The organism is Streptomyces koelreuteriae, from assembly GCF_018604545.1.
GTDB classification, from domain to species: Bacteria; Actinomycetota; Actinomycetes; order Streptomycetales; family Streptomycetaceae; genus Streptomyces; species Streptomyces koelreuteriae.
Map to the genome: position 1 here is coordinate 7,507,533 of NZ_CP075896.1, position 21,679 is coordinate 7,529,211.

14 protein-coding genes are annotated in these 21,679 nt (G+C 69.3%); 11 read left to right on the forward strand and 3 right to left on the reverse strand.

Annotated features, from left to right (window positions below):
* Positions 1 to 126: 126 nt before the first annotated feature.
* The 3 genes from KJK29_RS33925 to KJK29_RS33935 all read right to left on the reverse strand — a co-directional run bounded on the left by KJK29_RS33925 (position 127) and on the right by KJK29_RS33935 (position 3,915).
* On the reverse strand, positions 127 to 1,155 hold the full coding sequence (locus tag KJK29_RS33925; protein ID WP_215122982.1) for an ABC transporter permease: 1,029 nt from the start codon (positions 1,153 to 1,155) through the stop codon (positions 127 to 129).
* Positions 1,152 to 2,747, reverse strand: a complete 1,596-nt coding sequence (locus KJK29_RS33930; protein ID WP_215122983.1) for a sugar ABC transporter ATP-binding protein — start codon at positions 2,745 to 2,747, stop codon at positions 1,152 to 1,154. The genes KJK29_RS33925 and KJK29_RS33930 overlap by 4 nt, the downstream gene beginning before the upstream one ends.
* A gap of 127 nt (positions 2,748 to 2,874) precedes the next feature.
* Entirely contained in the window at positions 2,875 to 3,915 is a 1,041-nt protein-coding gene (locus KJK29_RS33935) for a substrate-binding domain-containing protein (RefSeq protein ID WP_215122984.1), read from the reverse strand.
* Between the two features lie 491 nt (positions 3,916 to 4,406).
* Here KJK29_RS33935 and KJK29_RS33940 point away from each other — a divergent pair, with 491 nt between their 5' ends.
* The 11 genes from KJK29_RS33940 to KJK29_RS33990 all read left to right on the forward strand — a co-directional run bounded on the left by KJK29_RS33940 (position 4,407) and on the right by KJK29_RS33990 (position 21,369).
* Positions 4,407 to 6,665, forward strand: coding sequence for a glycoside hydrolase family 97 protein (locus KJK29_RS33940; protein WP_215122985.1), 2,259 nt, complete (start codon positions 4,407 to 4,409; stop codon positions 6,663 to 6,665).
* Between the two features lie 572 nt (positions 6,666 to 7,237).
* Entirely contained in the window at positions 7,238 to 8,170 is a 933-nt protein-coding gene (locus KJK29_RS33945) for an aldo/keto reductase (protein WP_215122986.1), read from the forward strand.
* Between the two features lie 68 nt (positions 8,171 to 8,238).
* Positions 8,239 to 9,282, forward strand: coding sequence for a zinc-dependent alcohol dehydrogenase (locus KJK29_RS33950; RefSeq protein WP_215122987.1), 1,044 nt, complete (start codon positions 8,239 to 8,241; stop codon positions 9,280 to 9,282).
* Complete coding sequence (locus tag KJK29_RS33955) at positions 9,279 to 10,058, forward strand: SDR family oxidoreductase (protein ID WP_215122988.1); 780 nt, start codon at positions 9,279 to 9,281, stop codon at positions 10,056 to 10,058. Before KJK29_RS33950 ends, KJK29_RS33955 begins: the two co-directional genes overlap by 4 nt.
* Before the next feature lie 99 nt (positions 10,059 to 10,157).
* Positions 10,158 to 12,401 (forward strand): glycosyl hydrolase family 95 catalytic domain-containing protein, encoded by a 2,244-nt coding sequence (locus KJK29_RS33960; protein ID WP_215122989.1) that lies wholly within the window; start codon positions 10,158 to 10,160, stop codon positions 12,399 to 12,401.
* A 63-nt stretch (positions 12,402 to 12,464) separates the two neighbouring features.
* Complete coding sequence (locus tag KJK29_RS33965; RefSeq protein WP_215122990.1) at positions 12,465 to 13,748, forward strand: ABC transporter substrate-binding protein; 1,284 nt, start codon at positions 12,465 to 12,467, stop codon at positions 13,746 to 13,748.
* Positions 13,745 to 14,650: a carbohydrate ABC transporter permease gene (locus KJK29_RS33970; protein WP_215122991.1), complete on the forward strand. Its 906-nt coding sequence runs from the start codon at positions 13,745 to 13,747 to the stop codon at positions 14,648 to 14,650. Before KJK29_RS33965 ends, KJK29_RS33970 begins: the two co-directional genes overlap by 4 nt.
* 22 nt (positions 14,651 to 14,672) lie before the next feature.
* Entirely contained in the window at positions 14,673 to 15,572 is a 900-nt protein-coding gene (locus KJK29_RS33975) for a carbohydrate ABC transporter permease (protein WP_215122992.1), read from the forward strand.
* Between the two features lie 126 nt (positions 15,573 to 15,698).
* On the forward strand, positions 15,699 to 16,742 hold the full coding sequence (locus tag KJK29_RS33980; protein WP_215122994.1) for a substrate-binding domain-containing protein: 1,044 nt from the start codon (positions 15,699 to 15,701) through the stop codon (positions 16,740 to 16,742).
* 153 nt (positions 16,743 to 16,895) lie between these two features.
* On the forward strand, positions 16,896 to 18,881 hold the full coding sequence (locus KJK29_RS33985) for a carbohydrate binding domain-containing protein (protein WP_215122995.1): 1,986 nt from the start codon (positions 16,896 to 16,898) through the stop codon (positions 18,879 to 18,881).
* 34 nt (positions 18,882 to 18,915) lie between these two features.
* Positions 18,916 to 21,369 (forward strand): RICIN domain-containing protein, encoded by a 2,454-nt coding sequence (locus tag KJK29_RS33990; protein WP_251058000.1) that lies wholly within the window; start codon positions 18,916 to 18,918, stop codon positions 21,367 to 21,369.
* Positions 21,370 to 21,679: the final 310 nt, after the last annotated feature.

Genomic DNA, 21,679 nt, shown 5'->3' on the forward strand with positions numbered 1-21,679 from the left:
GTCCGGGTACTCCCGAACGCGCCGATCCCCGGGGACGTGGAGTCCCCGGGGACATGTGTCGTGTCGTGGCACCGAGCCCGTCGGGCGGGCCGATCGGGCCCGTCGAACGGGCCGGACCGAACCGGATCAGTGGGGCAGCCCGACGGCCCGTTCGCCGCTCCGGCGCTGCTGGATGACGACGGCCACCACCAGCAGAGCGCCCTGGGCGACGTTCTGCCAGAAGGAGTTGATGCCCTCCACGGTCAGGCCGTTCTCCAGGCAGCCGAGCAGCGCGACGGCGAGGAGCGTGCCGCCGATTCCGCCCTTGCCGCCCTTGAGGGCGCAGCCGCCGAGAGCCGCCGCGGTGATCGCCTTGAGTTCCAGGCCCTCGCTGCCGGAGACGGGCTGGCCGGAGCCGGTGCGGGCGGTCAGCAGAACGCCGGCGACCGCGCACACCACGCCGATGAGGGCGTAGACGAAGACCAGGTACTTGTTGATGCCGATGCCGGCGAGGCGGGCGGCGGTGTCGTTGCCGCCGATGGCATACAGGTTGCGGCCGATGTCGGTGTACTTGAGCAGCAGATGGACCGCGAGGGCGGTGACGACCAGGATCCAGACCATCACCGGCAGCCCGGCGATCTTGCCGCGGCCCAGGAAGACGAAGACATCGTCGTTGAGGACGTAGCCCTGGGCCCGCCCGTCGGACAGCAGCTGCGCGAGGCCCTTGTAGGCGGCGAGTCCGGCGAGCGTCGCGATGGTGGGGTTGACCCGGCCGTAGACGATGACGACGCCGTTGAGCAGACCCACCAGCAGGCCGACGCCGATCGCGGCCAGCACGCCGACGAACGCGTGGGAGCCGGAGGTGGTGAAGACCATGGCGCTGACGACGGAGGCCACGCCGACCTGGGAGCCCACCGAGATGTCCAGCCCGCCACAGATGATCACGACGGTCTGCACGATGGCGAGCAGACCCGTGATGGTGGCGGCCTCCGCGATCACCTGCATGTTGGACAGGCTCAGGTAGTTGTCGTTGAGGAGGCCGAACAGGACGAGGACGAACACCAGGGCGCCGATGAGGCTGACGTTCTGTCCACCGAGGCCCGCGAACCGCTTCGGCCGCGGGGGCACTGGGGTTTCCGTGTCCTTGATGTGCGGGGAGGTGCCGGTGATGCTCATGAGGATGCTCCAGAGGCGTCGGCGCCGACGATGTCGTCCGCCATCGCGAGGGCGAGTATGGATTCTTCGGTGGCTTCGTCGCGGTCGAGTTCGCCGGTGATCCGGCCCGACTGCATCACGACGACGCGGTCGGCGAGACCGAGGAGTTCGGGCAGCTCGGATGAGATGACCAGCAGAGCCACGCCCTCCCTCGCCAGGTCGGCGATGATCCGGTAGATCTCCGCCTTCGCGCCGACGTCGATGCCGCGCGTGGGCTCGTCGAGGATCAGCACCTTCGGCTTACGGGCCAGCCATCGCGCCAGCACGACCTTCTGCTGATTGCCTCCGGACAGCTTGCGCACCTCGTGCTCGATCGAGGGGGTGCGCACCCGCAGCCGGTCCACGTACTGCTGCGCCAGTCGCCGCTCCGCACCCCGCCGCACGAAGCGGAATCGGCGCAGCCGGTCCAGGACCACCGTGGAGGTGTTGTCGCGGATCGAGCGGTGCAGGAACAGAGCCTGCGCCTTGCGCTCCTCCGGGGCCAGCCCGAGACCCGCCCGGACGGCCTCGCCTGGCCTGCCCGGCCGCAGATGCCGGCCGTCCAGGGTGACGACACCGCTGTGGACGGGCAGGTCACCGGCGAGGGCCAGGGCCAGCTCCGACCGTCCCGCCCCGATGAGTCCGGCCAGCCCGACCACCTCGCCGGCGTGCACCCGGAGGTCGATGCCGGTGACGTCGTCGGTGGTGACCCCCTGGACGTCCAGGACCAGGCGGCCGGGGGAGACGCGCTCGCGGGAGAACATCGTGGTCAGGTCGCGGCCGACCATGAGGCGTACGAGTTCGCCCTCGTCGGTGGCGTGGGCGTCCTGGACGCCGGCGAGAGCGCCGTCGCGCAGTACGGCGATCCGGTCGGCGAGCTGGAAGATCTCCTGCATCCGATGGGACACGTACACGACCGCGATGCCCTGGTCCCGCAGCCGGCGGATCAGTGCGAAGAGCGCCTCGACCTCGTGCTCGGACAGCGAGGAGGTCGGCTCGTCGAAGGCGATCAGCCGCGCCTGCGTGTCTCCCGTCAACGCACGCATGATCTCGACGAGTTGACGCTGGGCCGGAGTGAGCTCGGAGCCCAGCAGCCCGGGGTCGAGGACGCCGGCGAACCCGAGCCGCTCCAGGTCCGCCTCGACCCGGCGGAGCAGTTCGGCCCGGTCGAACCACCGTCCGCGCCGACGGGGCAGCGAGCCGGCGTAGACGTTCTCGGCGACCGAGATGTGCGGGATGATCTCCGGCTCCTGCGGGATGATCCGGATGCCCGCGGCGCGGGCATCGGCGGGGGAGCCCAGTTCGACGCGCTCGCCGTCCACGACGACCCGGCCCTCGGTCGGTTGATGGTCACCGGTGAGGATCTTCAGCAGGGTGGACTTCCCGGCGCCGTTCTCGCCCATCAAGGCGGTGACCCGGCCGCCGGGGAAGTCGAGCGAGACGCCGCCCAGCGCTTGGACGGCGCCGAACCGCTTGACCACCCCGGCCACGCCGACGGAGCCCGCCGGGGACGGGGCCGCGGCAGGACCGTCGACGAGGCTCGGGCGGTTGTTCGGATCAGGTGCTCTGGTCATGTGTCGGTTCACCTCGAAGCCGTCGTGCGGTGGGCAAGGGGACCCCGGCCGGTTCGCTGGGGGAAGAGGCCGGCCGGGGCCCGGAGGGCCGGTGGTCGCAGTGGTGACCACCGGCCGGCACAGGGGGTCAGCCGCAGGTGAGTCCGGCCTTCTTCCAGCTCGTGGAGTCGACCATGGTGGTGGGGGCGAAGGCCTCGAGCGGGAAGTCCATGCCGTTCTTGAGCTTGTCGTACATGGTCTGGACGGCGAGCGCGCCGACGTCCTTGCCGTTGATGAACAGCGCGGCCTTCATGCCCGTCGGCTTGTCCGACTGCCACTCCTTGCAGGCCAGATATGCGCCGAGCCCGACGCCGACGACGTGGGCGGGCTTGACGCCCGCGTTCTGCAGCGCCGTCACCCCGCCCATGACGTTCTCGTCGTTGCAGCCCCAGACGACCCAGTTCTTGACGCTCGGGTTGGCGGTGACGGTGGCCGCGATCTTGTCCTGCGCGCCGGTCGGGGTGTTGTCGGTGGCGACGTCGATGTTCCTGACGCCCGGCACGGCTGCCTCGAATGCCTTCTTGGCCCCGGCGACACGGTCGCCGCATACGGTGACGTCCTGCTTCCAGGCGGAGATGACGCGAGTCTCGGCCGCATTCCAGCCGGCCTTCTCGAACTCGGCCGCCGCACGCCGGCCGACCTCCTTGCCCATCTGGGAGCCGCTGAAGCCGACCCGGGGCACGAGGTCGCCCTTGGCGCAGGCGGCCGGGTCCGGGCCGGTGGTGCAGATCTGGTCGTCCGAGGTCAGCAGGGCGATCCTCGCGTCCCTGGCGGTCTGGACGACCTGGGGGCCGACGGCCGGGTCCGGCACGACGACGATGACGCCGTTGGTCTTCTGGGCGATGGCCGACTGGACCTCGCTGACCGTCTTGTTGGCGTCGTTGCCGAGGTTCACGACCTTGAGATCGATACCGAGTTCGGCGGCTTTCGCCTTGGCGCCGGCGGCCTCGCCGACGAAGTACTCCTGATCTCCCTGCTTCTGAAGGTACGTCAAGGTGATCTTGCCGTCGGCCTTGGCGACGGTGTCGTTCTTGGCCTCCTCCTTGCCGGAGGAACAAGCGGTCGTCGTCAGGCCCAGCGTGAGTAACAGGCTTGCGGCCACGGGGGCATGGCGGTGGGACAGGGGCATGATGGAGGGCTCCTTGGATACGCACACCCGATCCGCCGGGCAGGCGGAAACGAAACACGGGTGGGAAGAGGCCGCGAGGGCGCCCGTCGTGGTGGTCGGTGACACGACGAGCGAACGATCTGGCGAAGCGGGCTGCCCGCTTCTGGGCCAAAGTCAACAGATTCGAACGCGGCGTGGATATGACATCCCTGAAGCTCCGTCATGTCAAGACCCCTGGTCGCTTTGCTTCCGCGGCAGCTCTCCGGCGAGGTGAACGGACCGGGGATCTGGCCGAGTTCAGGGGATTGACGTCCGCTCTACCGCACTCTACGTTCCATTCTGTTTGTTAATGGTTGGTCGTGTGTACGGTTTCTCGAACACATTCCGTCGCCGACGCCTCCCACACCCTCGCGCATGCATGCCGCTGGGCTCTCGCCTCAGCCTGGCTTCCGTCCTCATGCCCCGGTGGTCGCCGCTGCCATCGACTTCGCGAAACCGATGAAGGGACCTTCATGACCCACAGACGTGAACTCGTCATCGCCGCCACGGCACTGGCCATGACGGCCGGCCTCGTCACGGCGACCGCCGGCCCGGCCTCGGCGTCGGCGCGGAACAGTTGGACCTCCGTCCAGCCCGGCGCGGGGCCCACCGGCTGTCGAGGCGTTCGAGCGACCGTCGAGCTCGACGGAAGCGGGAATCCGTCCTTGAGGGCTTCATGGAACTGCAAGCAGGTCTTGCGTCCGGCGCCGATCGGTCTGGTGACCGACGACACCGACTTCGGTTCCGGCCTGGACTTCGTCAGCCGCGCGGACAAGAAGATCACGCAGACGTACCGGACCACCGTCGGCAACTCCCGGGTCCGCAAGCGCACCGCCACCGAGACGCGCCTGGTCTTCGCCAAGGGCGGGGAGCGGATCACCGTGACCGTGCGCACCTCCGCGGACGGTGTGGCGTTGCGCTACGAGGTGCCCTCCGGGGCGACCGTTCTGCGCGAGGCCACCTCCTTCGAACTCCCCGCCGACGCGCAGCTCAGCCACGACACGTTCTCATCCGCCCACGAAGCGCTCTATCGCACGTCAGCCGTGTCCGCTGTGCCGACCGGCGAGTACGGGATGAGCATGTTCGGCAGCCTGGCCAACGGTGCCCGGGTCCTGCTCTCCGAGTCCGGTGTCGACGGCGGTTACTCCGGCGGGCGCTTCACTCACGAACGGGGAACCGGCCGATTCACCGTGAAGCTCGCCGATGCTCGGGTCGTGCGGGAATCCGCGTTCGCCACACCGTGGCGGGTCGCGGCGATCGGGAGCACCGAGACCGTCGTGGAATCGACGCTGGAGGACGACGTCGCCCCTTCGTCCAAGGTCAGCGACACCTCGTGGATCAAGCCGGGCGTCGCGGCCTGGCCCTGGTTCGACGGCAAGCACGCGACGCAGCGCGACCTCGCCAAGCTCAAGGGCTGGGCCGACTACGCCTCGACGCAAGGCTGGTCCTACCTGCTGGTCGACGACGGATGGAAGGGCGTCACCTGGATGCCCGAACTGGTCGAGTACGCCAAGGCCCGTGGTGTGCGCATCATGCTCTGGTACCACTGGAAGGACCTCGACACGGAGTCCGAGCGTCGGGCCGAGTTCTCCAGGATCGGCGACTGGGGTGTCGCCGGCGTGAAGATGGACTTCATGGGATCGGAGTCCCAGGAGCGCCACCGCTGGTACGACGAGGCGTTGGCGGACGCGGCCGAAGCCGAGCTGGTGGTCGACCTGCACGGGTCCCGGCTGCCGGTCGGCGTGCACCGGACATGGCCGCATGTGCTCACCACCGAGGCCGTGCGCGGCGAGGAGTACAACACCGGCCGCACCATCGGGCACGTCACCGCGGTTCCGTTCACCCGGGGCGCGCTCGGATCGGCCGACTACTCGCCGATGAGCTTCCAGCGAGCCAACCCGAACAGCGACGGCGCGGAACTCGCCCTGGGCGTGCTCTACGAGAGCGGTCTGATGCTGCCCGGGAGCAGGGTCTCCGACTATCGGGCACGGCCCGAGGCTCAGCGCTGGCTGCGACAACTGCCCACCGTCTGGGACGAGACCGCATTCGTCCAGGGCGACCCGGTGGGTGGCGCGGTCATCGCTCGCCGTGCGGGGGACCGCTGGTTCGTGGGTGCCATCACGGGTGGGGGCGCCGGCACCCTCACGTATCCGACCGCGTTCCTCGGCGGTGGGCGCTGGCACGCCGAGATCACCACGGACGGTCCCGACGGTCTCGTGCGCTCGAGCAGGATCATCCGGGCCGGTGACTCCCTGGAAGTCCCGGTTGTGGCCCGGGGCGGCCATGCGGTCAAGCTCACGAAGGTGGCCGCGTCGCCGAGCGGCTACCGCACCTTCACGCCTGTCGGCGGCGACGACGTGATGGCCGTCGAGGGCGGTGCGGCCGGATGCGGCGCGCGCATCGTCCGGGCCCCGGGGGACGGCAGCGCGGGCCGCCGGTTCCGGCTCGCACCGGTGGGCGACGGCCATGTGCGGGTCGTCAGCGAAGGCAGCGGTGAGGACGTGGTCGTCCAGGGAGCCTCACGCGATGCCGGCGCCAAGGTCGTCCAGTGCGAGTACGCGCAGGGTCCCAAGACCAACGACGAGTGGCTGGCGGAGGACGCCGGCAGGGGACGCGTCCGCTTCGTCAACCGGTACAGCGGGCTCTACCTGACGAGTGGCTCCAGCCGGGGTGACCAGTTCACCCAGCGGCCGTTCGACGGCTCCGACCGGCAGATGTTCAGGCTGTCCTGAGGGATGGTGGCGGGTAGATCGTATATCCGATATCGTAGTTGGACTGGGTCGGTCGGGCCCGGTCCTTCACTGACCCTCCGCAGCCCCAAGGAGCAGCGCATGCCTCAGTCCGAGCAACGCGGCGTGCGTCGCGGATTGTTGCTCCGGCGCGCCGTTCCTGATGGGCCGGCGATCGAGGCGGATCTCCTGCCCGGCCTCTCCGTCGCCGCCTGAGGCGGGGCTCTTTCGAAGGCATCTGCGATTCCTTGCCGTACCTCGATACATCCCATGTCTCGCTCTCTGAGGCCTTGATCGGCATCCACTCGCATCCCGTCACGCCTTGAAAGGGCGGTGGCCATGAACCTCATCACCAGGGTCGGGCGCTGGACGTGCGTGGCGCCATCCACAGGGCCGCCGCCGCTGGCGTGAACGCCGTGTGGGATCGCGCCTGGCCTCGGTGGCCGATCACCTGTACCTCGACGGCCCTGTCCGGAGCCGCTCCGCCAGGAGCTGAAGCCCACCGCCACCCGCTGCGCCCCCCGCCGTGCTCGCTCACCTCACCCGCCTCTCCGCTCCACACCCCTGGATGGCAGATGCGATACCACCGACTCGGCCACACCGACTTGATCGTCTCCGAACTCGCCTTCGGCGCCGCCCCGTTGGGATCGATGTTCGGTGTGTTCGCCGAGCAGGACGGCGTCGACGCCGTCCGTACGGCCCTCGACGCGGGCGTCAACCTGTTCGACGTCGCCCCTTACTACGGCGCCACGACAGCCGAGACCGCCCTCGGCGATGCCCTGCGAGGTGTCGACCGCGGCACCTATCTGCTCGCCACCAAAGTGGGGCGATACGGCCTGGCGGACTTCGACTTCAGTGCCCAGCGGGTCAGACGCAGCGTCACCGAGAGCCTGCGCCGCCTCGGCACCGACCACCTCGACCTGATCCAGTGCCACGACATCGAGTTCGGTTCGCCGGCGCAGATCGTCGGAGAGACCGTTCCCGCACTGCGCGCACTCCAGACCGAAGGACTCGTCGGCCACGTGGGTATCACCGGATATCCGCTGCCCACGCTCGCCCATGTCGCCGCCCGAGCCCATGTCGACACCGTGCTCTCCTACTGCCAGTACACCCTGCAAGACCGGAGGCTGGCCGCCTGGGAGGAGTACTTCACCGCGTGCGGAGCGGGCGTCGTCAATGCCGCGCCGCTCGCCATGGGGGCACTCACCCGGCAGGGAGCGCCGGACTGGCACCCCGGCTCCTTCGCGTTGCACGCCCGCTGCGCCGAGGCCGCCGATCTGTGTGAGGCCCTCGGCGGCGACCTCGCCAAACTGGCCTTGCAGTTCTCCGTCACCGCCACTCCCGCCGCCACGACGGTGGTCGGTACCAGCAGCCCTGACGAGGTCCGCCGCAACGTGGCCTGGCTCGCCGAGCCCATCGACCAGGAACTGCTCCGGGCCGTGGAGACCTGTCTCGAGCCGGTCCGCGACCGAGGCTGGAGCAGCGGTGGGGTCGCCGGCCCGAGCTGACCTCGGCCACAGCCCCACGGGGCCCGACGCCCTCACCGCTCATCGACCACCCACCATCGGAGGCCCCGATGCGCCAAGCCACCTATACCGGCAAGGGGACGGTGCTCGTCCGCCCTGCCGACCCGGTACCGCCCGCCGCCGGACAGGTCCGTATCGATGTCGCGTACACCGGTATCTGCGGCACGGACCTGCACATCCTCCACGGCGCGATGGACGGCCGCGTCACCCCGCCCACCGTCCTCGGCCACGAGATGGCCGGCCGGATCGCCGAGATCGGGGACGGTGTCACCGGCTGGAGAGCGGGCGAGGCCGTCACCGTGATGCCGACCGTCTCGTGCGGTGACTGTCCTGCCTGCTCGGCAGGGCACGCCCATGTCTGCCACCGGCTCGTCTTCCTCGGCATCGACTCCGACGGAGCGATGCAGAACAGCTGGACGGTCCCGGCCGACCTCCTGGTACGCCTACCGGAGAGCCTGCGCCTCGACCACGCCGCGCTGGTGGAACCCACCGCCGTCGCCGTTCACGACGTGCGCCGCGCTCAACTGAGGCCCGGAGAGAAGGCCGTCGTGTTCGGCGGCGGCCCGATCGGAGTCCTGATCGCCTCCGTCGCCCGCCGGGCCGGAGCCCAGGTGCTCATGTTCGAACCCAACGCCCAGCGTCGGGCCATCGCCCAGCGCCTCGGACTGACCTGTGCCGATCCACATACCGGCGATGTCCGTGGCTTGGTCGAGGAGTGGACCGAAGGCGTGGGCGCGGCAGTCGCCTTCGAGGTGTCCGGCTCCGCCGCGGGTGTCACCTGCGCCGTCGACTGCCTCCAAGTGCACGGACGTCTCGTGGTGGTGGCCATCCACCCCGTCGCGCGTGAAGTCGACCTGCACCGGGTCTTCTGGCGGGAGCTGACCGTGCTGGGCGCCCGGCTCTACTGGCGCCAGGACTTCGAGCAGGCCGCCCGGCTGCTCGCCGCGGGCCGTGTCCCGGTCGGCCTGATCTCCAGGATCGAGCCGCTCACCCGCGCCGAGGTCGCGTTCGCCGCTCTCGACTCCGGCTCCGGCTCCGGCGTGATGAAGGTCCTGATCGACTGCCGGAGAAGCGAAGGGAACGAACCGGCATGACCGCCGACCCACACCAGCGGCTCTTCGACCTGAGCGGTCGGCTCGCGGTCGTCACCGGCGCCAGCCGGGGCCTGGGCCTGGCCATCGCCGAGTCGTTCGCCGCCGCCGGAGCCGACATCGTCGCCGTGAGCGCGAATCTGCCGGACTCCGGCAGCGAGGTCGCCGAGCGGGTCACCGCCCTCGGACGGCAGTGCCGTACGCTGCGCGCCGACTTCGCGGACCGGTCGGCCGTCACGGCTCTCGCCGCCGAACTCGGCGGCCTGGAGCGGCCGGTGGACATCCTCGTCAACAACGCCGGCACCATAGCCCGCGCACCCGCCGCGGAACACAGCGACGCCGATTGGGATCACGTCCTGGCCGTCGACCTCAGCAGCCAGTTCGTCCTCGCGCGCGAGATCGGCCGGCAGATGCTGCGCCGAGGATCCGGAAAGATCATTTTCACCGCCTCGCTCCTCAGCTACCAGGGCGGAATCTCCGTCCCGGGCTACGCCGCCGCCAAGTCCGGCATCGCCGGCCTCACCAGGGCCCTGGCCAACGAGTGGGCGCCCCGGGGCGTCAACGTCAACGCGCTCGTGCCCGGATACGTCGCCACCGACAACACCCGTGCCCTGCGCGAAGACCCGCGGCGCAACGCCGCCATCCTCGACCGCATCCCCGCCGGACGCTGGGCCACGCCACAGGACATCGCCGGTACCGCCGTCTTCCTCGCCTCTCCCGCCTCCGACTACGTCCACGGAACCCTGCTGCCCGTGGACGGCGGCTGGCTCGGCCGGTGACCGCCGACCGATACCGGCAAACCCGAAAGGACAAGCCCGGACCGCCTCCCATCGCTGTGCCGTTCGCTCACCCCTCGCGCCGAACCGAGCAGAGGACCCATGAACACAACCCACCCACGACCTTCCCCGGACCACCCGGCATCAAGAGACCGGCTTGCCGTCCGCACCGGCTGGCGGGACTTCCTCAGCGGGCTCGACCCCGTGTGGCAGGCCGTCCCCACGGGCTTCCACGACGGCCCCTTCCTTGGCAACGGCGGTCTCTCGGTCTCCCTGCGCAGGCCCAGACACGCCACCCGGCTGACCCTCGTACTCGGGGACAGCCGGGTCCGCGACCACCAGGAGGCCGGCGGCCCCCTCTGGGGCGGGACACGATTACCCATCGGCCGCCTCGTCCTGACGACGCGGGGGGAGCTCACAGGCGTCGACCTCCGCCTCTCCCTCTGGGACGCGGAAGTCGCCGGCACCGTCGAGACCACCCGCGGCGCGGTCACCATCAGGGCGTTCGTCCACGCCTCGAAGGATCTCCTCGTGGTGAACTGCCGTCCGCTGCGGGGCGCGGAGCAGGTGTCCTGGAGGTTCGTGCCTCAGGCGGCCGTCCCTCCCCGTGAGGCGTTCTACCCCGAGCAGCGCCCGACCGGGCTCAAGGACAACCCGCTGCCCGTGCTGACCAGACGCGACGGCGAGAGCGTGTGCACGCAGGATCTGGCGTGCGGCGGACGTACCGAGACCCGTTGGCGCACCCGTACCGAGCCGGACGGCGAGACCACCACCCTGCTGTGCACGGTGGCCCACAGCGCCACCGACCCCTCGGCGAGCGACACGGCGGTCGCCGTCATGAACGACGCCGCCGAGCTGCCGACCGACCGGCTCGTCGCCCCCCATCGCGACTGGTGGCACGCCTACTACCCGAAGAGCTTCCTCTCGGTCCCCGACGGCCGGTTGCAGAGCTTCTACTGGATCCAGATGTACAAGCTGGCCTGCGCCACCCGCGCGGACAGGCCGGTGCTCGCCACCAACGGACCCTGGCTGGAACACACCCCCTGGCCCGCCGCCTGGTGGAACCTCAACGTCCAGCTCGCGTACTCGCCGATCCACCCGACGGGTCGCACGGAACTCGACTCCCTGCGTACCGCGTTGGAGAACGGCGAAGCCGGACTGCTCGCCTCGACCCCGCCCGCCTACCGCGGCGACTCCCTGGCCATCGGCCGCTCCAGCCAGGACGACCTGCGCAGCGAACCGGCCGGCGTCCCCGGGCGGACCGAGGTACTGCCCGAGACGGGCAACCTCCTCTGGGCCCTGCACAACGCCTGGCTCGCGTACCGGCACACCATGGACGAGACGTTCCTGCGCACGACCGTCTTCCCCCTGTTGCGCAGAGCCGTCAACTACCACCTGCACTTCCTCACCGAGGACGACTCCGGCCACCTGCACCTGCCGGCCACCTACTCGCCCGAGTACGGCATCACGGCCGACTGCAACTACGACCTCGCGCTGCTGCACTGGGGGTGCGGGACGCTCCTCGACGCAGCGGCCCGGCTCGGGATCACCGACCCGCTGGCGGACCGGTGGCAGCACGTCCTCGATCACCTCACTCCACCGCCGCGGAACGCTGAAGAAGGCCTCCTCATCGGCCGCGACCTGCGGCTCACCAGCTCCCACCGGCACTACTCGCACCTGCTGTGGTTCCATCCACTCCACCGGCTCGACGTCGCCGACCCCGGCAACCGGGCCCTCCTGCTGCGGACCATGGAGCACTGGCTCGGCCTGACCGGCGAACTCCAGGGCTACAGCTTCACCGGGGCCGCGTCGATGCACGCGCTCCTCGGTGACGGCGATACGGCACTGGTCCGGCTCGGCGAGCTGCTGGACATGTATGTCGAACCGAACACCATGTACGCGGAGACCGGCCCGGTCATCGAGACACCGCTGTCCGGCGCGCAGAGCCTGCACGACATGCTGCTGCAGAGCTGGGGCGGCGTCATCCGGATCTTCCCGGCCGTCCCCCGTGCCTGGGCGGACGTGACGGTGCACGACCTGGTCGCCGAGGGCGCCTTCCGGATCAGCGCCCGCCGGCGTGACGGTGTGACGCGCTGGATCCGCGTCCGCAGCGAGGCGGGGGAGCCCTGCCTTCTCGCACCGGGCCCCCTCACGGGCGCCGCGGCTGTCCGCCCGCTCGACGGGCTCCCCGGACCGACCACCTGGAACCGGGATGACGACGGCCTGCTGCGGATCAGCCTTCCTCCCGGAGCCGAGTGCCTGATCACCGGTACCGGCGACACCCCCGACCTCACCGTCGAGCCCGTCGACTGCCGCACGTTCCGCTGGGGCCTGCCCCTTTCCTGAAGCGCCCTCGGGCCGCACCCCACCGCATCCACCTGATCGACCATCACCGAACAGGACACGCGTATGACCATCACCGCCCGTACCAGAAGAATCGCCGTCGTAGCTGCTCTCGCGCTCGCCACCGGCACGCTGAGCGGCTGCGGCTCCTCCTCCGATGACGAAGGCGACTCCCTCACCTACTGGTCGATGTGGAACCAGAACGAGCCGCAGGCCAAGGTCATCAAGGCGGCGTCCGACCAGTTCACCAAGGACACCGGCATCAAGGTGAACATCCAGTGGCAGGGCCGGCAGGTCATCCAGAAGATCACCCCGACCCTGAGGAGCGGCGCCGCGGCAGACCTGGTCGACAACTCGGTCAACGCGCTCGGCACGCTGGTCTCCGCCGGTCAGAACGCCGACCTCAGCCCGGTCTACACGGCGACGATTCCCGGCGAGAACAAGACCGTGGCCGAAGTCATCCCGGAGAAGTACAAGGCCTACCTCAACGACAAGAACGGCAAGCCGTTCATGGTGCCGTACTCCGTGGCCACCGAGGGCGTCTGGTTCGACGCCGCCAAGTACCCGGAGCTCGCGGCCAACCCGCCGAAGACCTGGGAGGACCTCGTCGAGAAGCTCGACGGCATCAAGGCGACCGGTGTCGCCCCGATCGCCCTGCCCAGCAACGACCCCTACTGGACCCTGCTCACCCTGCAGCGCCAGTTGGGCACCGAGGGCGTCCGCGAACTCGCCGCCGACAAGTCCGGGGCCGCCTGGGACGACCCCGAGGTCCGCGCCGCCGTGAAGAAGGTCGAGCACCTGCGGGACCACCACTTCATCAAGGGCTACGAGTCCACACAGGGCACCCAGGCCCAGACCAGCTGGGCACAGGGCAAGGCCGCGTTCTATCTGAACGGCACCTGGGTGCCCGGCGAGAGCAAGCCCAACGTCGACGCCGACTTCAAGTACGGCAACTTCCAGCTCCCCGCGATCGACGGCGGCAACACCGCGGTCGGCGTCAACTTCTTCGGCTTCGCCGTCCCGAAGACCGCCAAGAACTCGGCGGAGGCACAGAAGTTCATCGCGTACTTCATGAACAAGAAGCACCTGACCGGGATCGCCACCCAGGCACTCAACATAGCCCCGCGCCCCGACGTCCCCGCGCCCGAAGAGCTCGCGGCGGTCGCCAAGGCGCTCGACGGCAACGACGTCTACGCCGATCAGGCACGGTTGTTCGTGGACTACGCGGCCTGGGCGACCAAGGCGTACACCCCGAACGTGGTGCGGTTCATCCAGGGCGTGACGAGCGCGGACGAGTTCATCGACCAGACCAGGCGGGCCTCCGTCGACTTCTGGAAGGCCAACCCGTGAGCGCGACCACCCGGTCGCCGCTGGAACGTCGCCGGGGACGGATCTTCGCACCGTTCCTGGCGCCGGCCCTGGCCCTGTACACCGCGCTGTTCATCGGGCCCACCCTGTACTCGCTGTACACCAGCTTCACCGACTGGGACGGGATCAACTCCCCCCAGTGGGCGGGCACCCGGAACTACAGCCAGCTGCTGAACGACCCCGCCTTCCGCTCCGCGTTCGGCAACACCCTGAAGATCGTGTTCGGAGTCGGCGCCGCGATCTTCGTGCTGAGCTTCGGCTTCATGCTGATGCTCCGTGAGATGCGGGGCCGCCGGGTGATCCGCGGGGTGATCTTCCTGCCCCACATCGTCTCCTCCGTCGTCCTGGCGATCTTCTGGGGCGTCCTGCTCAGCCTGGACGGCTTGCTGAACCAGGCCCTCGACGGGATCGGGATCGACCCCGTGGAGTGGCTGAGGCCGGGCTGGACGATGAGCGCCGTCCTCGTCGCCCTGGTCTGGATCAACACGGGCTACTACGTCACGATCCTGATGGCCGGCGTCGACCGGATCCCCGTCTCCTTCTACGAGGCGGCCCGGCTCGACGGCACCAACGCCTGGCAGCGTTTCAGGTATGTCACCCTGCCGCTGTCCTGGGACGTCACCGCGGCCGCGGCCGTGCTCTGGACCATCACCTCAGTGAAGATCTTCGAGTTCATCCTCGCCTTCGGCGGCAACCAGGGCGCTCTGCCGCCCACCTACCAGTGGAACAACGCCATGTTCGTCTACGGCGAGACAGTCGGCGGCATCACCCCGGTGAACCAGTTCGGATACGCGGCCGCGTCAGCCGTGACGACCCTTGTCTTCGTCGCGGTCCTGGTGATCGTGCTCCGTCGCCTGATGCGCCGTGAACCGCTGCAGTTCTGAACCCGTCAGGAAGGAACCCGCGATGACCACCACCGTCGCGACCCAGCCGGCCGAGCCCCGGGCCCCGGCCAGGACCCCCCGCCGCAGACGCCTCGCGCGCGTTCTCGCCCGCCTGCCGGGAACAACCGCCGTCTGGCTGTTCACCGGTTTCTGCCTGTTCGCCTTCGCCTTCATGCTGATCAGCTCGTTCAAGGCCAGCAGGGACATCCTGGAGCGCCCCTGGTCCCTTCCCGCCACCCCGCGTTTCGAGAACTGGGCGACGGCCTGGAACGACGGCGGCTTCGGGCCGGCGTTCATCAACTCGACGGTGCTGGTGGTCACCGCGTCGGCCGTGACCGTCGTCATCGCCGGTCCGGCCGCGTACGTGCTGGGCAGGAGGCCCGGCCGGCTGTCCAACGGCCTCAACCTGTACTTCGTCCTGGGCCTGGGCATTCCCGTCCAGGTGATGGTCCTCCCGCTCTACGCGCTGATGAACTCCCTGGAGCTGATCAACAGTCTGTTCGGCCTCTTCGTGCTCTATGTGGTCGTCTCCTTGCCGTTCACCGTCTTCCTGCTGACCTCTTTCTTCGCCTCGCTGCCCGCCGAACTGGAGGAGGCGGCGGCCCTCGACGGGGTGTCCGCGGCGATGACCTTCTGGCGGATCATGCTGCCGCTCGCCCGCGGGGGCCTGCTGACCGCGACCCTGCTGAACGCGATGGGAATCTGGAACGAGACTCTTCTGGCGCTGATGTTCATCCAGACCAACGACAAGTTCACCCTCCCCCTGGCCCTGCTGAACTACTTCCAGCAACAGCAGTTCACCGGCGCGGACTTCGGCGCCCTCTTCGCCGGGGTGTCGATCTCGATCCTCCCGATGATCGGCCTCTACGCCTGGCTCGGACGCCGCATCACCGAGGGCATCACCATGGGCGCCGGCAAGTGACCACGAGGGCGGGCGCCCGGGGCACCGGCGCCCGCCCCTGACCTCTCCATCGCCGACATATCGAATTCGATGTCATTCGATCGAATGATAGATTTCCTTGTGTTGGGCAACCAGGGGAGGGGCGCCATGTCCGCTGCCGCCGACAGGCGCAGAGAGGGGATCCTCGCAGCGCTCCAGAGCCTGGAGACGATCCGGGTGACGGATCTGGCACAGCACCTGAACATGCCGGCGGTCACGCTGCGCCGGGACGTGGCGGCACTCGCGGAAGCGGGTCTTGTCAGCCGGTCCCATGGGTCCGTCTCCCTGCCGGCCAGAGAGGCGGGAGGGCCGGCACTCGGCCTGCTCGTGCCGACGGTGGGCCAGTACTTCGGAGAGGTGATCGCTGGTGCGCGCGCTGCCGCCGGAGCCGCGGGCGCCCACCTGACGCTCGGGATCTCCTCCTATCAAGCCGAAGCCGACCGCGCCCAGGTGGAGCAACTGCTCGCCACGGGCGTCGCGGGGTTGCTGCTCGTTCCCAACTGGACGCCGTCCCGGTCGGCGGACGACCTGCGCTGGATCGGTGAACTGCCGGTCCCGGCCGTCCTGGTCGAACGCCGGGCGCCGCACGGAACCCCTCTCGCCGAGCTGGACTCCGTCGGCTCCGACCACCACCACGGTGTGTTCATCGCCCTGCGGCACCTGGCCGCGCTCGGGCACGCGCGGGTCGCCCTGGCCGCTCGCAAGGACACCTGGACAGCCCTGCAGGTGCGCGGTGCGTACGCCGAAGGCTGCGTGCTCCTCGGACTGCCGGCCGAGCCGGTGATCGACATCGACGAACCCGCCGCGCATGCCGAGGACATCGCCCGCCAGATCGTCGAAGCCGTTGAAAGCGGCGTGCGAGGCGTACTCGTCCACAATGACCAGGACGCCCTTCAACTGTCCCCGATGCTGCGCGACAAGGGCCTGCGGATCCCCGAGGACATCGCGCTGGTCAGCTACGACGATGTGGTCGCCGCCCTCGGTGCCCCACCCCTGACCGCTGTCTCACCGCCGAGGCACGCCGTGGGCGCCGCGGCCGTCGAGCTGATCCTGCGCCGGCTCAAGAGCGACCCGGCGCTGCCCGTCCACCATCTCGACCTCCTGCCGGAGTTGAAGGTCCGAGCTTCCTGCGGCGGCACACCGAGCGCGTGAGCGTGACTGCCCCACCCTCATCGAGTCAGAGCGCGTAGCAGCGATCATTCGCTCAATGTTCGGTCTTTTGATACGAACATGTTGACTCGCTCAAACGCTCTGCCTACGGTGCGACACGGGCCCCTCACTCCTCCCCGATCCGGGAGTCCGACCATGCTCCTGCCTGCCGTACTCAGACGCGTCTTACTCGTACCGCTGACCGCCGTGATCCTCGCTCTCCAGAGCCTCTTCCCGGCCGTGGCAGCGACTCCCACCACCTGGTATCTCGACTGCTCGGCATCCCACGACGGCACCGGCCGCCATGCCAGCCCCTGGAACAGCCTGGCGACCGCCAACGCCCATCTGTTCCGGCCCGGTGACCGGTTACTGCTCAAGCGCGGTGCCACCTGCAAGGGCACGCTCAAGCCGCGAGGCTCCGGCACGGACGGCGCGCCCATCACCCTCGCCGGCTACGGCGCGGGCCGCGGCCGCCCCGTCGTCTCGGGCGACGCCGCCACCACCGAGAAGGCCGCGGTCCACCTCCACAACGTGGAGCAGTGGGAGATCCGCGACCTGGAGATCACCTTCCCCGACAGCGCCACCACCAGGCGCGAGCGCAACGGCCTCCTGGTCGAGATCGCCGATCTCCCGGACGGCGTCGGCACCCACTACGTGGTCGACGACGTCTCCGTGCACCACGTCGACGGCGACGCCACCAAGTGGTCCAACGGCATCCAGTTCCGCGTCTCCGGCACCACGAGGCCGACCAACTTCGACGACGTCCTGGTGCAGAACTCCCGGATCACCGCCGTGGACCGGGAAGGCCTCACCAACCGCACCACCTGGATGTGCAGGCCGATCTACGGCTCCGGCGACGGCTGCGGATCCACCGTCAACTGGCGTGCCAACACCGGGATCGTCTTCCGTGGCAACAACATCAGCGACACCGGCGGCGACGGCATCGTGGTCCGTGCCTCCAGCCACGCCCTGGTCGAGCACAACACCGTCCACGACATCGCGATGCGCCCCATGGGCTCCAACGTCGGTATCTGGACCATCAACAGCGATGACACCCTCATCCAGCACAACGAGGTCCACCACGTACGCAAGCTCCCCGGCAACGGCGACGGCCAGGCATTCGACTCCGACTACGGAAACAACCGGGCGGTGTTCCAGTACAACCACAGCCACGACAACGAGGGCGGTTTCATGCTCTTCTGCGGCGGCTGCGGAACAGGCTCCAGCAGTCACGGCACCGTCGTCCGGTACAACCTCAGCCGCTCCGACAAGGGCCGGGTCTTCGACGTCACCAAGGACGACAACGCCAGGGTCCACAACAACACCGTCTATCTCCCCGCAGGGTCGCGCACTGCCGTCGTCCACCAACGGGCGGCCACCACCAACATGGTGCTGAGCGGCAACATCTTCTACAACCTCGGCTCCGGCGGCTACTCCGGACCGAAGTACACGCCCTCCGACTTCCTCTGGAACGGCAACACCTTCTACGGCAACCACCCGGCCGACCAGCCGATCGACGCTGCCGGGAACACGGCGGACCCGAAGATCGAGAACCCCGGCGGCACGAGGCCCGGCGACTACCGGCTGACACCCGGCTCCCCGGCGCTCCGCGCAGGAGGACCGGTCGCGGCGGGCGCCACCGAGGACTACTTCGGATCACCCGCCCCGGGAGTCTGCCGCCCCGACGCGGGGTTCCACCAACTGAGCGACTTCGACGACGGCGACTGCCCGGCCCCCGACCTCGCCATCGACTCCGGATTCGAGTCGGGCACCCTCGCTGCCTGGTCCCCCTACGGGAGCGTCGGCGTCGTCACGACCGGCACACACAGCGGACTCCACGCCGTACGAGTCGGTCCGGCTCAGGCCGCCGTCGAACAGGTCGTCCAGCTCAAGACCCGCACCAGATACCGGCTGAGCGGGTACGGGAAGGTCTCGTCCGCCGGCACCCAAGTCTCGCTCGGGGCCAAGGGATACGACAGTGCCGGCTCGTCCACCCGCCATGTCTTCACCGGCACCTCCTACACCAGGGGTTCCACCACGTTCACCACCGGTGCCACGTCCGACACCGCCAGGATCTACTGCTACGCGCGCTCGGGCACCGGCAACGGGTACTGCGACGACATCACCCTCAAGGAGAACTAGCCGCCCCCCAGGCCAGGTTGGAGACCCATCCGCCATGCACACGGCTCAGCGAACAAGAAGCCGCAAAGCTCCCTGGATCCGGGCCGTCACCGGTCTGATCGTCTGCTGCGCACTCCTCTTCAGCGGGACCACCATGCCGGCCGCCACCGCGGCCCTCGCCTCGACGGAGATCACACTCGACGGGGACAGCGCCGGACGAACCTTCGACGGCATCGGGGCGATCAGCGGCGGCGGTGGCAACTCCCGCCTGCTGCGCGACTATCCGGAGCCGCAACGGTCACAGATACTCGACCACCTCTTCAAGCCGGGCCACGGCGCGGCCCTCCAGATGCTCAAGGTGGAGATCGGCGGCGACACCAACTCCACCGACGGCGCCGAGAGCAGCCACCAGCACAGCCGGGACACCGTCAACTGCGCTGCGGGATACGAATGGTGGCTGATGAAGGAGGCCGAGCGGCGCAATCCGTCGGTCAAGCTCTACGCCCTGTCCTGGGGCGCGCCCGGTTGGATCGGCAACGGCGACTTCTGGTCCCGGGACATGATCGGGTACCTGATGAACTGGCTCGACTGCGCCCGGCAGCACGATCTGTCCATCGACTACCTCGGTGGCTGGAACGAGCGTGAGTACGACGCCGCCTGGTACAAGGACCTGGCCGCCACCCTCAGAGCGGCGGGCCACACCACCAAGGTGGTCGGCGCGGACGACAACTGGGACATCGCCACCAGCATGCGCGCCGACAGCGCCCTCCAGGACGCCGTCGACGTCATCGGTGCTCACTACCCGTGCGGGTACCGGTCCCCGATGACCAACTGCGCCACCACCACCGACGCACTGGCCACCGGCAAACAACTGTGGGCCGGCGAAACCGGCTCCGACGACGCCAACGCCGGAGCACCGGCCATCGCACGCGGCATCAACCGCGGATACCTGGACGCCAGGATGACCGGCTTCCTCAACTGGCCGCTGGTCGCCTCCCTTTATCAGAACCTGCACTACAACACCATGGGCCTCGTCATCGCCGACCAGCCCTGGTCCGGGGCGTACAGCGTCGGACGCAGCACCTGGGCCACCGCACACACCACGCAGTTCACCCGGCCCGGTTGGAAGTACCTGGACACCGCGTCCGGCTACCTCGGCGGCAACCGCGCCCACGGCAGCCATGTCAGCTACCGGGCGGCGGACAAGTCGGCATGGAGCACCGTCTTCGAGACCATGGACGCCGACGCCCCGCAGAACGTGACCCTCAGAACGGCCGGCGGCCTGCCGGGCGGCACGCTGCGTGTCTGGTCCACCGACCTCTCGGACCGCACCACCACCAGCCACCTGGTGCGCGAAGGCGACCTCACCCCCACGGCCGGGGCCTACACCCTCACCCTCCGGCCCGGCCGGATCTACACCGTCACCACGACCACCGGCCAGGGCTCGGGAACCGGGACCGGTCCGATCCGCTCACCACTCCCGCTGCCCTACGCGGACAGCCTCGCTGGCACCGGGCCAGGCCAAGAGGCGCGCCTCTTCTCCACCATGAACGGAGCCTTCGAGACGGCGCCCTGCGCCGGCGGGCGCGCCGGCCGGTGCCTGAGGCAGCAGGCCCCGCTCTCCCCGATCCGCTGGACCGACGAAGCGAGCAATCACCCGTACACCCTGATGGGCGGACTGCACTGGGCTGACTACACGGTCGGTTCGGATGTCCTGCTGGAAGAGCCGGGCACCATCGAGATCCTCGGCCGTGTCGGCACCCAGCGCCGCAACAACAAGGGACTGAACGCCTATCACCTGCGTCTGTCCGACACCGGCCGCTGGTCGCTGCAGAAGACCGACAGGAACTGGAACTTCACCAATCTTGCCGACGGCAGGATCGCGCCCCCCGGCACCGGCACATGGCACCACCTCGCCCTCACCTTCGAGGGCGACACCATCACCGCGCGCATCGACGGCACCGAGGTCGGCACCGTCAGGGACGGCAGCTACGGCGCCGGTCAGATCGGGCTCGGCACGGGCGGCTACCACGGCGCACAGTTCAGCGGGCTGAAGGTCACCCCCGGCTCCGCTACCGCCCTCGACGGCACCTACACCCTGGTCAACGCCAACAGCGGCAAGGTGCTCGACGCCCACGCCCGGGGTACGGCCGACGGGACGCCTGTCGTCCAGTGGGATGCCCACGGCGGCACCAACCAGCGGTGGCGCCTGACGTCGACCGGTGACGGGTACTACACGATCACCGGCGTCGCCGGCGGGAAGGTCCTGGCCGTCTCCGGGAACTCGGTTCTGCCCGAAGCGCCGCTCAACTTGTCGACCGGCGACAAGAGTCCTGGTCAGCAGTGGCTGGTGGCACGGTCCGACTCGGGTGGCTTCGTCCTCGAGAGCCGCCTGCACGGCCAACTGGCCGAGGTGGCGAAGGCGTCGAAGGCCGCGGGTGCCAAGGTCGTCCAGCGGCCCGCGAGCGGCAGCTCGCACCAACGCTGGAATCTCGTCCCCGTCCGCTGACCAGGGGGACCGAGCCGATTCTCTGGCCCGTCCCCGGACCGGCCTGGTGGCAGCCGGACCGGGGACGGGAAGCGCGCCCGGTTGGGGGTAGCAGAGGCGGGCGGCTTGTCGAGGCGATGCGCCTCGGCGTCGTCCGTTCGATACGGCTCCTTTCCTTCGCGGATCAGGTGCGGTTCTGGACGGAGCGGAGGACCGATCCTCTTCGGTCGGTCACTCCGTCCGGCGATCTCCAGCTCCGCGGTGCTGTTCCCTTCGACCGGTGTCCTGCTTCTTGAGGGGTTCTCGTGGGAGGGACCTGGAAATCCGCACC

What these genes read in the sequence shown, in the direction of transcription:
- KJK29_RS33980 (WP_215122994.1), top strand. Translation starts at nt 15,699, where the DNA reads ATGTCCGCTGCCGCCGACAGGCGCAGAGAGGGGATCCTCGCAGCGCTC.
- KJK29_RS33945 (WP_215122986.1), top strand. Translation starts at nt 7,238, where the DNA reads ATGCGATACCACCGACTCGGCCACACCGACTTGATCGTCTCCGAACTC.
- KJK29_RS33955 (WP_215122988.1), top strand. Translation starts at nt 9,279, where the DNA reads ATGACCGCCGACCCACACCAGCGGCTCTTCGACCTGAGCGGTCGGCTC.
- KJK29_RS33985 (WP_215122995.1), top strand. Translation starts at nt 16,896, where the DNA reads ATGCTCCTGCCTGCCGTACTCAGACGCGTCTTACTCGTACCGCTGACC.
- KJK29_RS33935 (WP_215122984.1), bottom strand. Translation starts at nt 3,915, where the DNA reads ATGCCCCTGTCCCACCGCCATGCCCCCGTGGCCGCAAGCCTGTTACTC.
- KJK29_RS33965 (WP_215122990.1), top strand. Translation starts at nt 12,465, where the DNA reads ATGACCATCACCGCCCGTACCAGAAGAATCGCCGTCGTAGCTGCTCTC.
- KJK29_RS33940 (WP_215122985.1), top strand. Translation starts at nt 4,407, where the DNA reads ATGACCCACAGACGTGAACTCGTCATCGCCGCCACGGCACTGGCCATG.
- KJK29_RS33975 (WP_215122992.1), top strand. Translation starts at nt 14,673, where the DNA reads ATGACCACCACCGTCGCGACCCAGCCGGCCGAGCCCCGGGCCCCGGCC.
- KJK29_RS33960 (WP_215122989.1), top strand. Translation starts at nt 10,158, where the DNA reads ATGAACACAACCCACCCACGACCTTCCCCGGACCACCCGGCATCAAGA.
- KJK29_RS33925 (WP_215122982.1), bottom strand. Translation starts at nt 1,155, where the DNA reads ATGAGCATCACCGGCACCTCCCCGCACATCAAGGACACGGAAACCCCA.
- KJK29_RS33990 (WP_251058000.1), top strand. Translation starts at nt 18,916, where the DNA reads ATGCACACGGCTCAGCGAACAAGAAGCCGCAAAGCTCCCTGGATCCGG.
- KJK29_RS33950 (WP_215122987.1), top strand. Translation starts at nt 8,239, where the DNA reads ATGCGCCAAGCCACCTATACCGGCAAGGGGACGGTGCTCGTCCGCCCT.
- KJK29_RS33930 (WP_215122983.1), bottom strand. Translation starts at nt 2,747, where the DNA reads ATGACCAGAGCACCTGATCCGAACAACCGCCCGAGCCTCGTCGACGGT.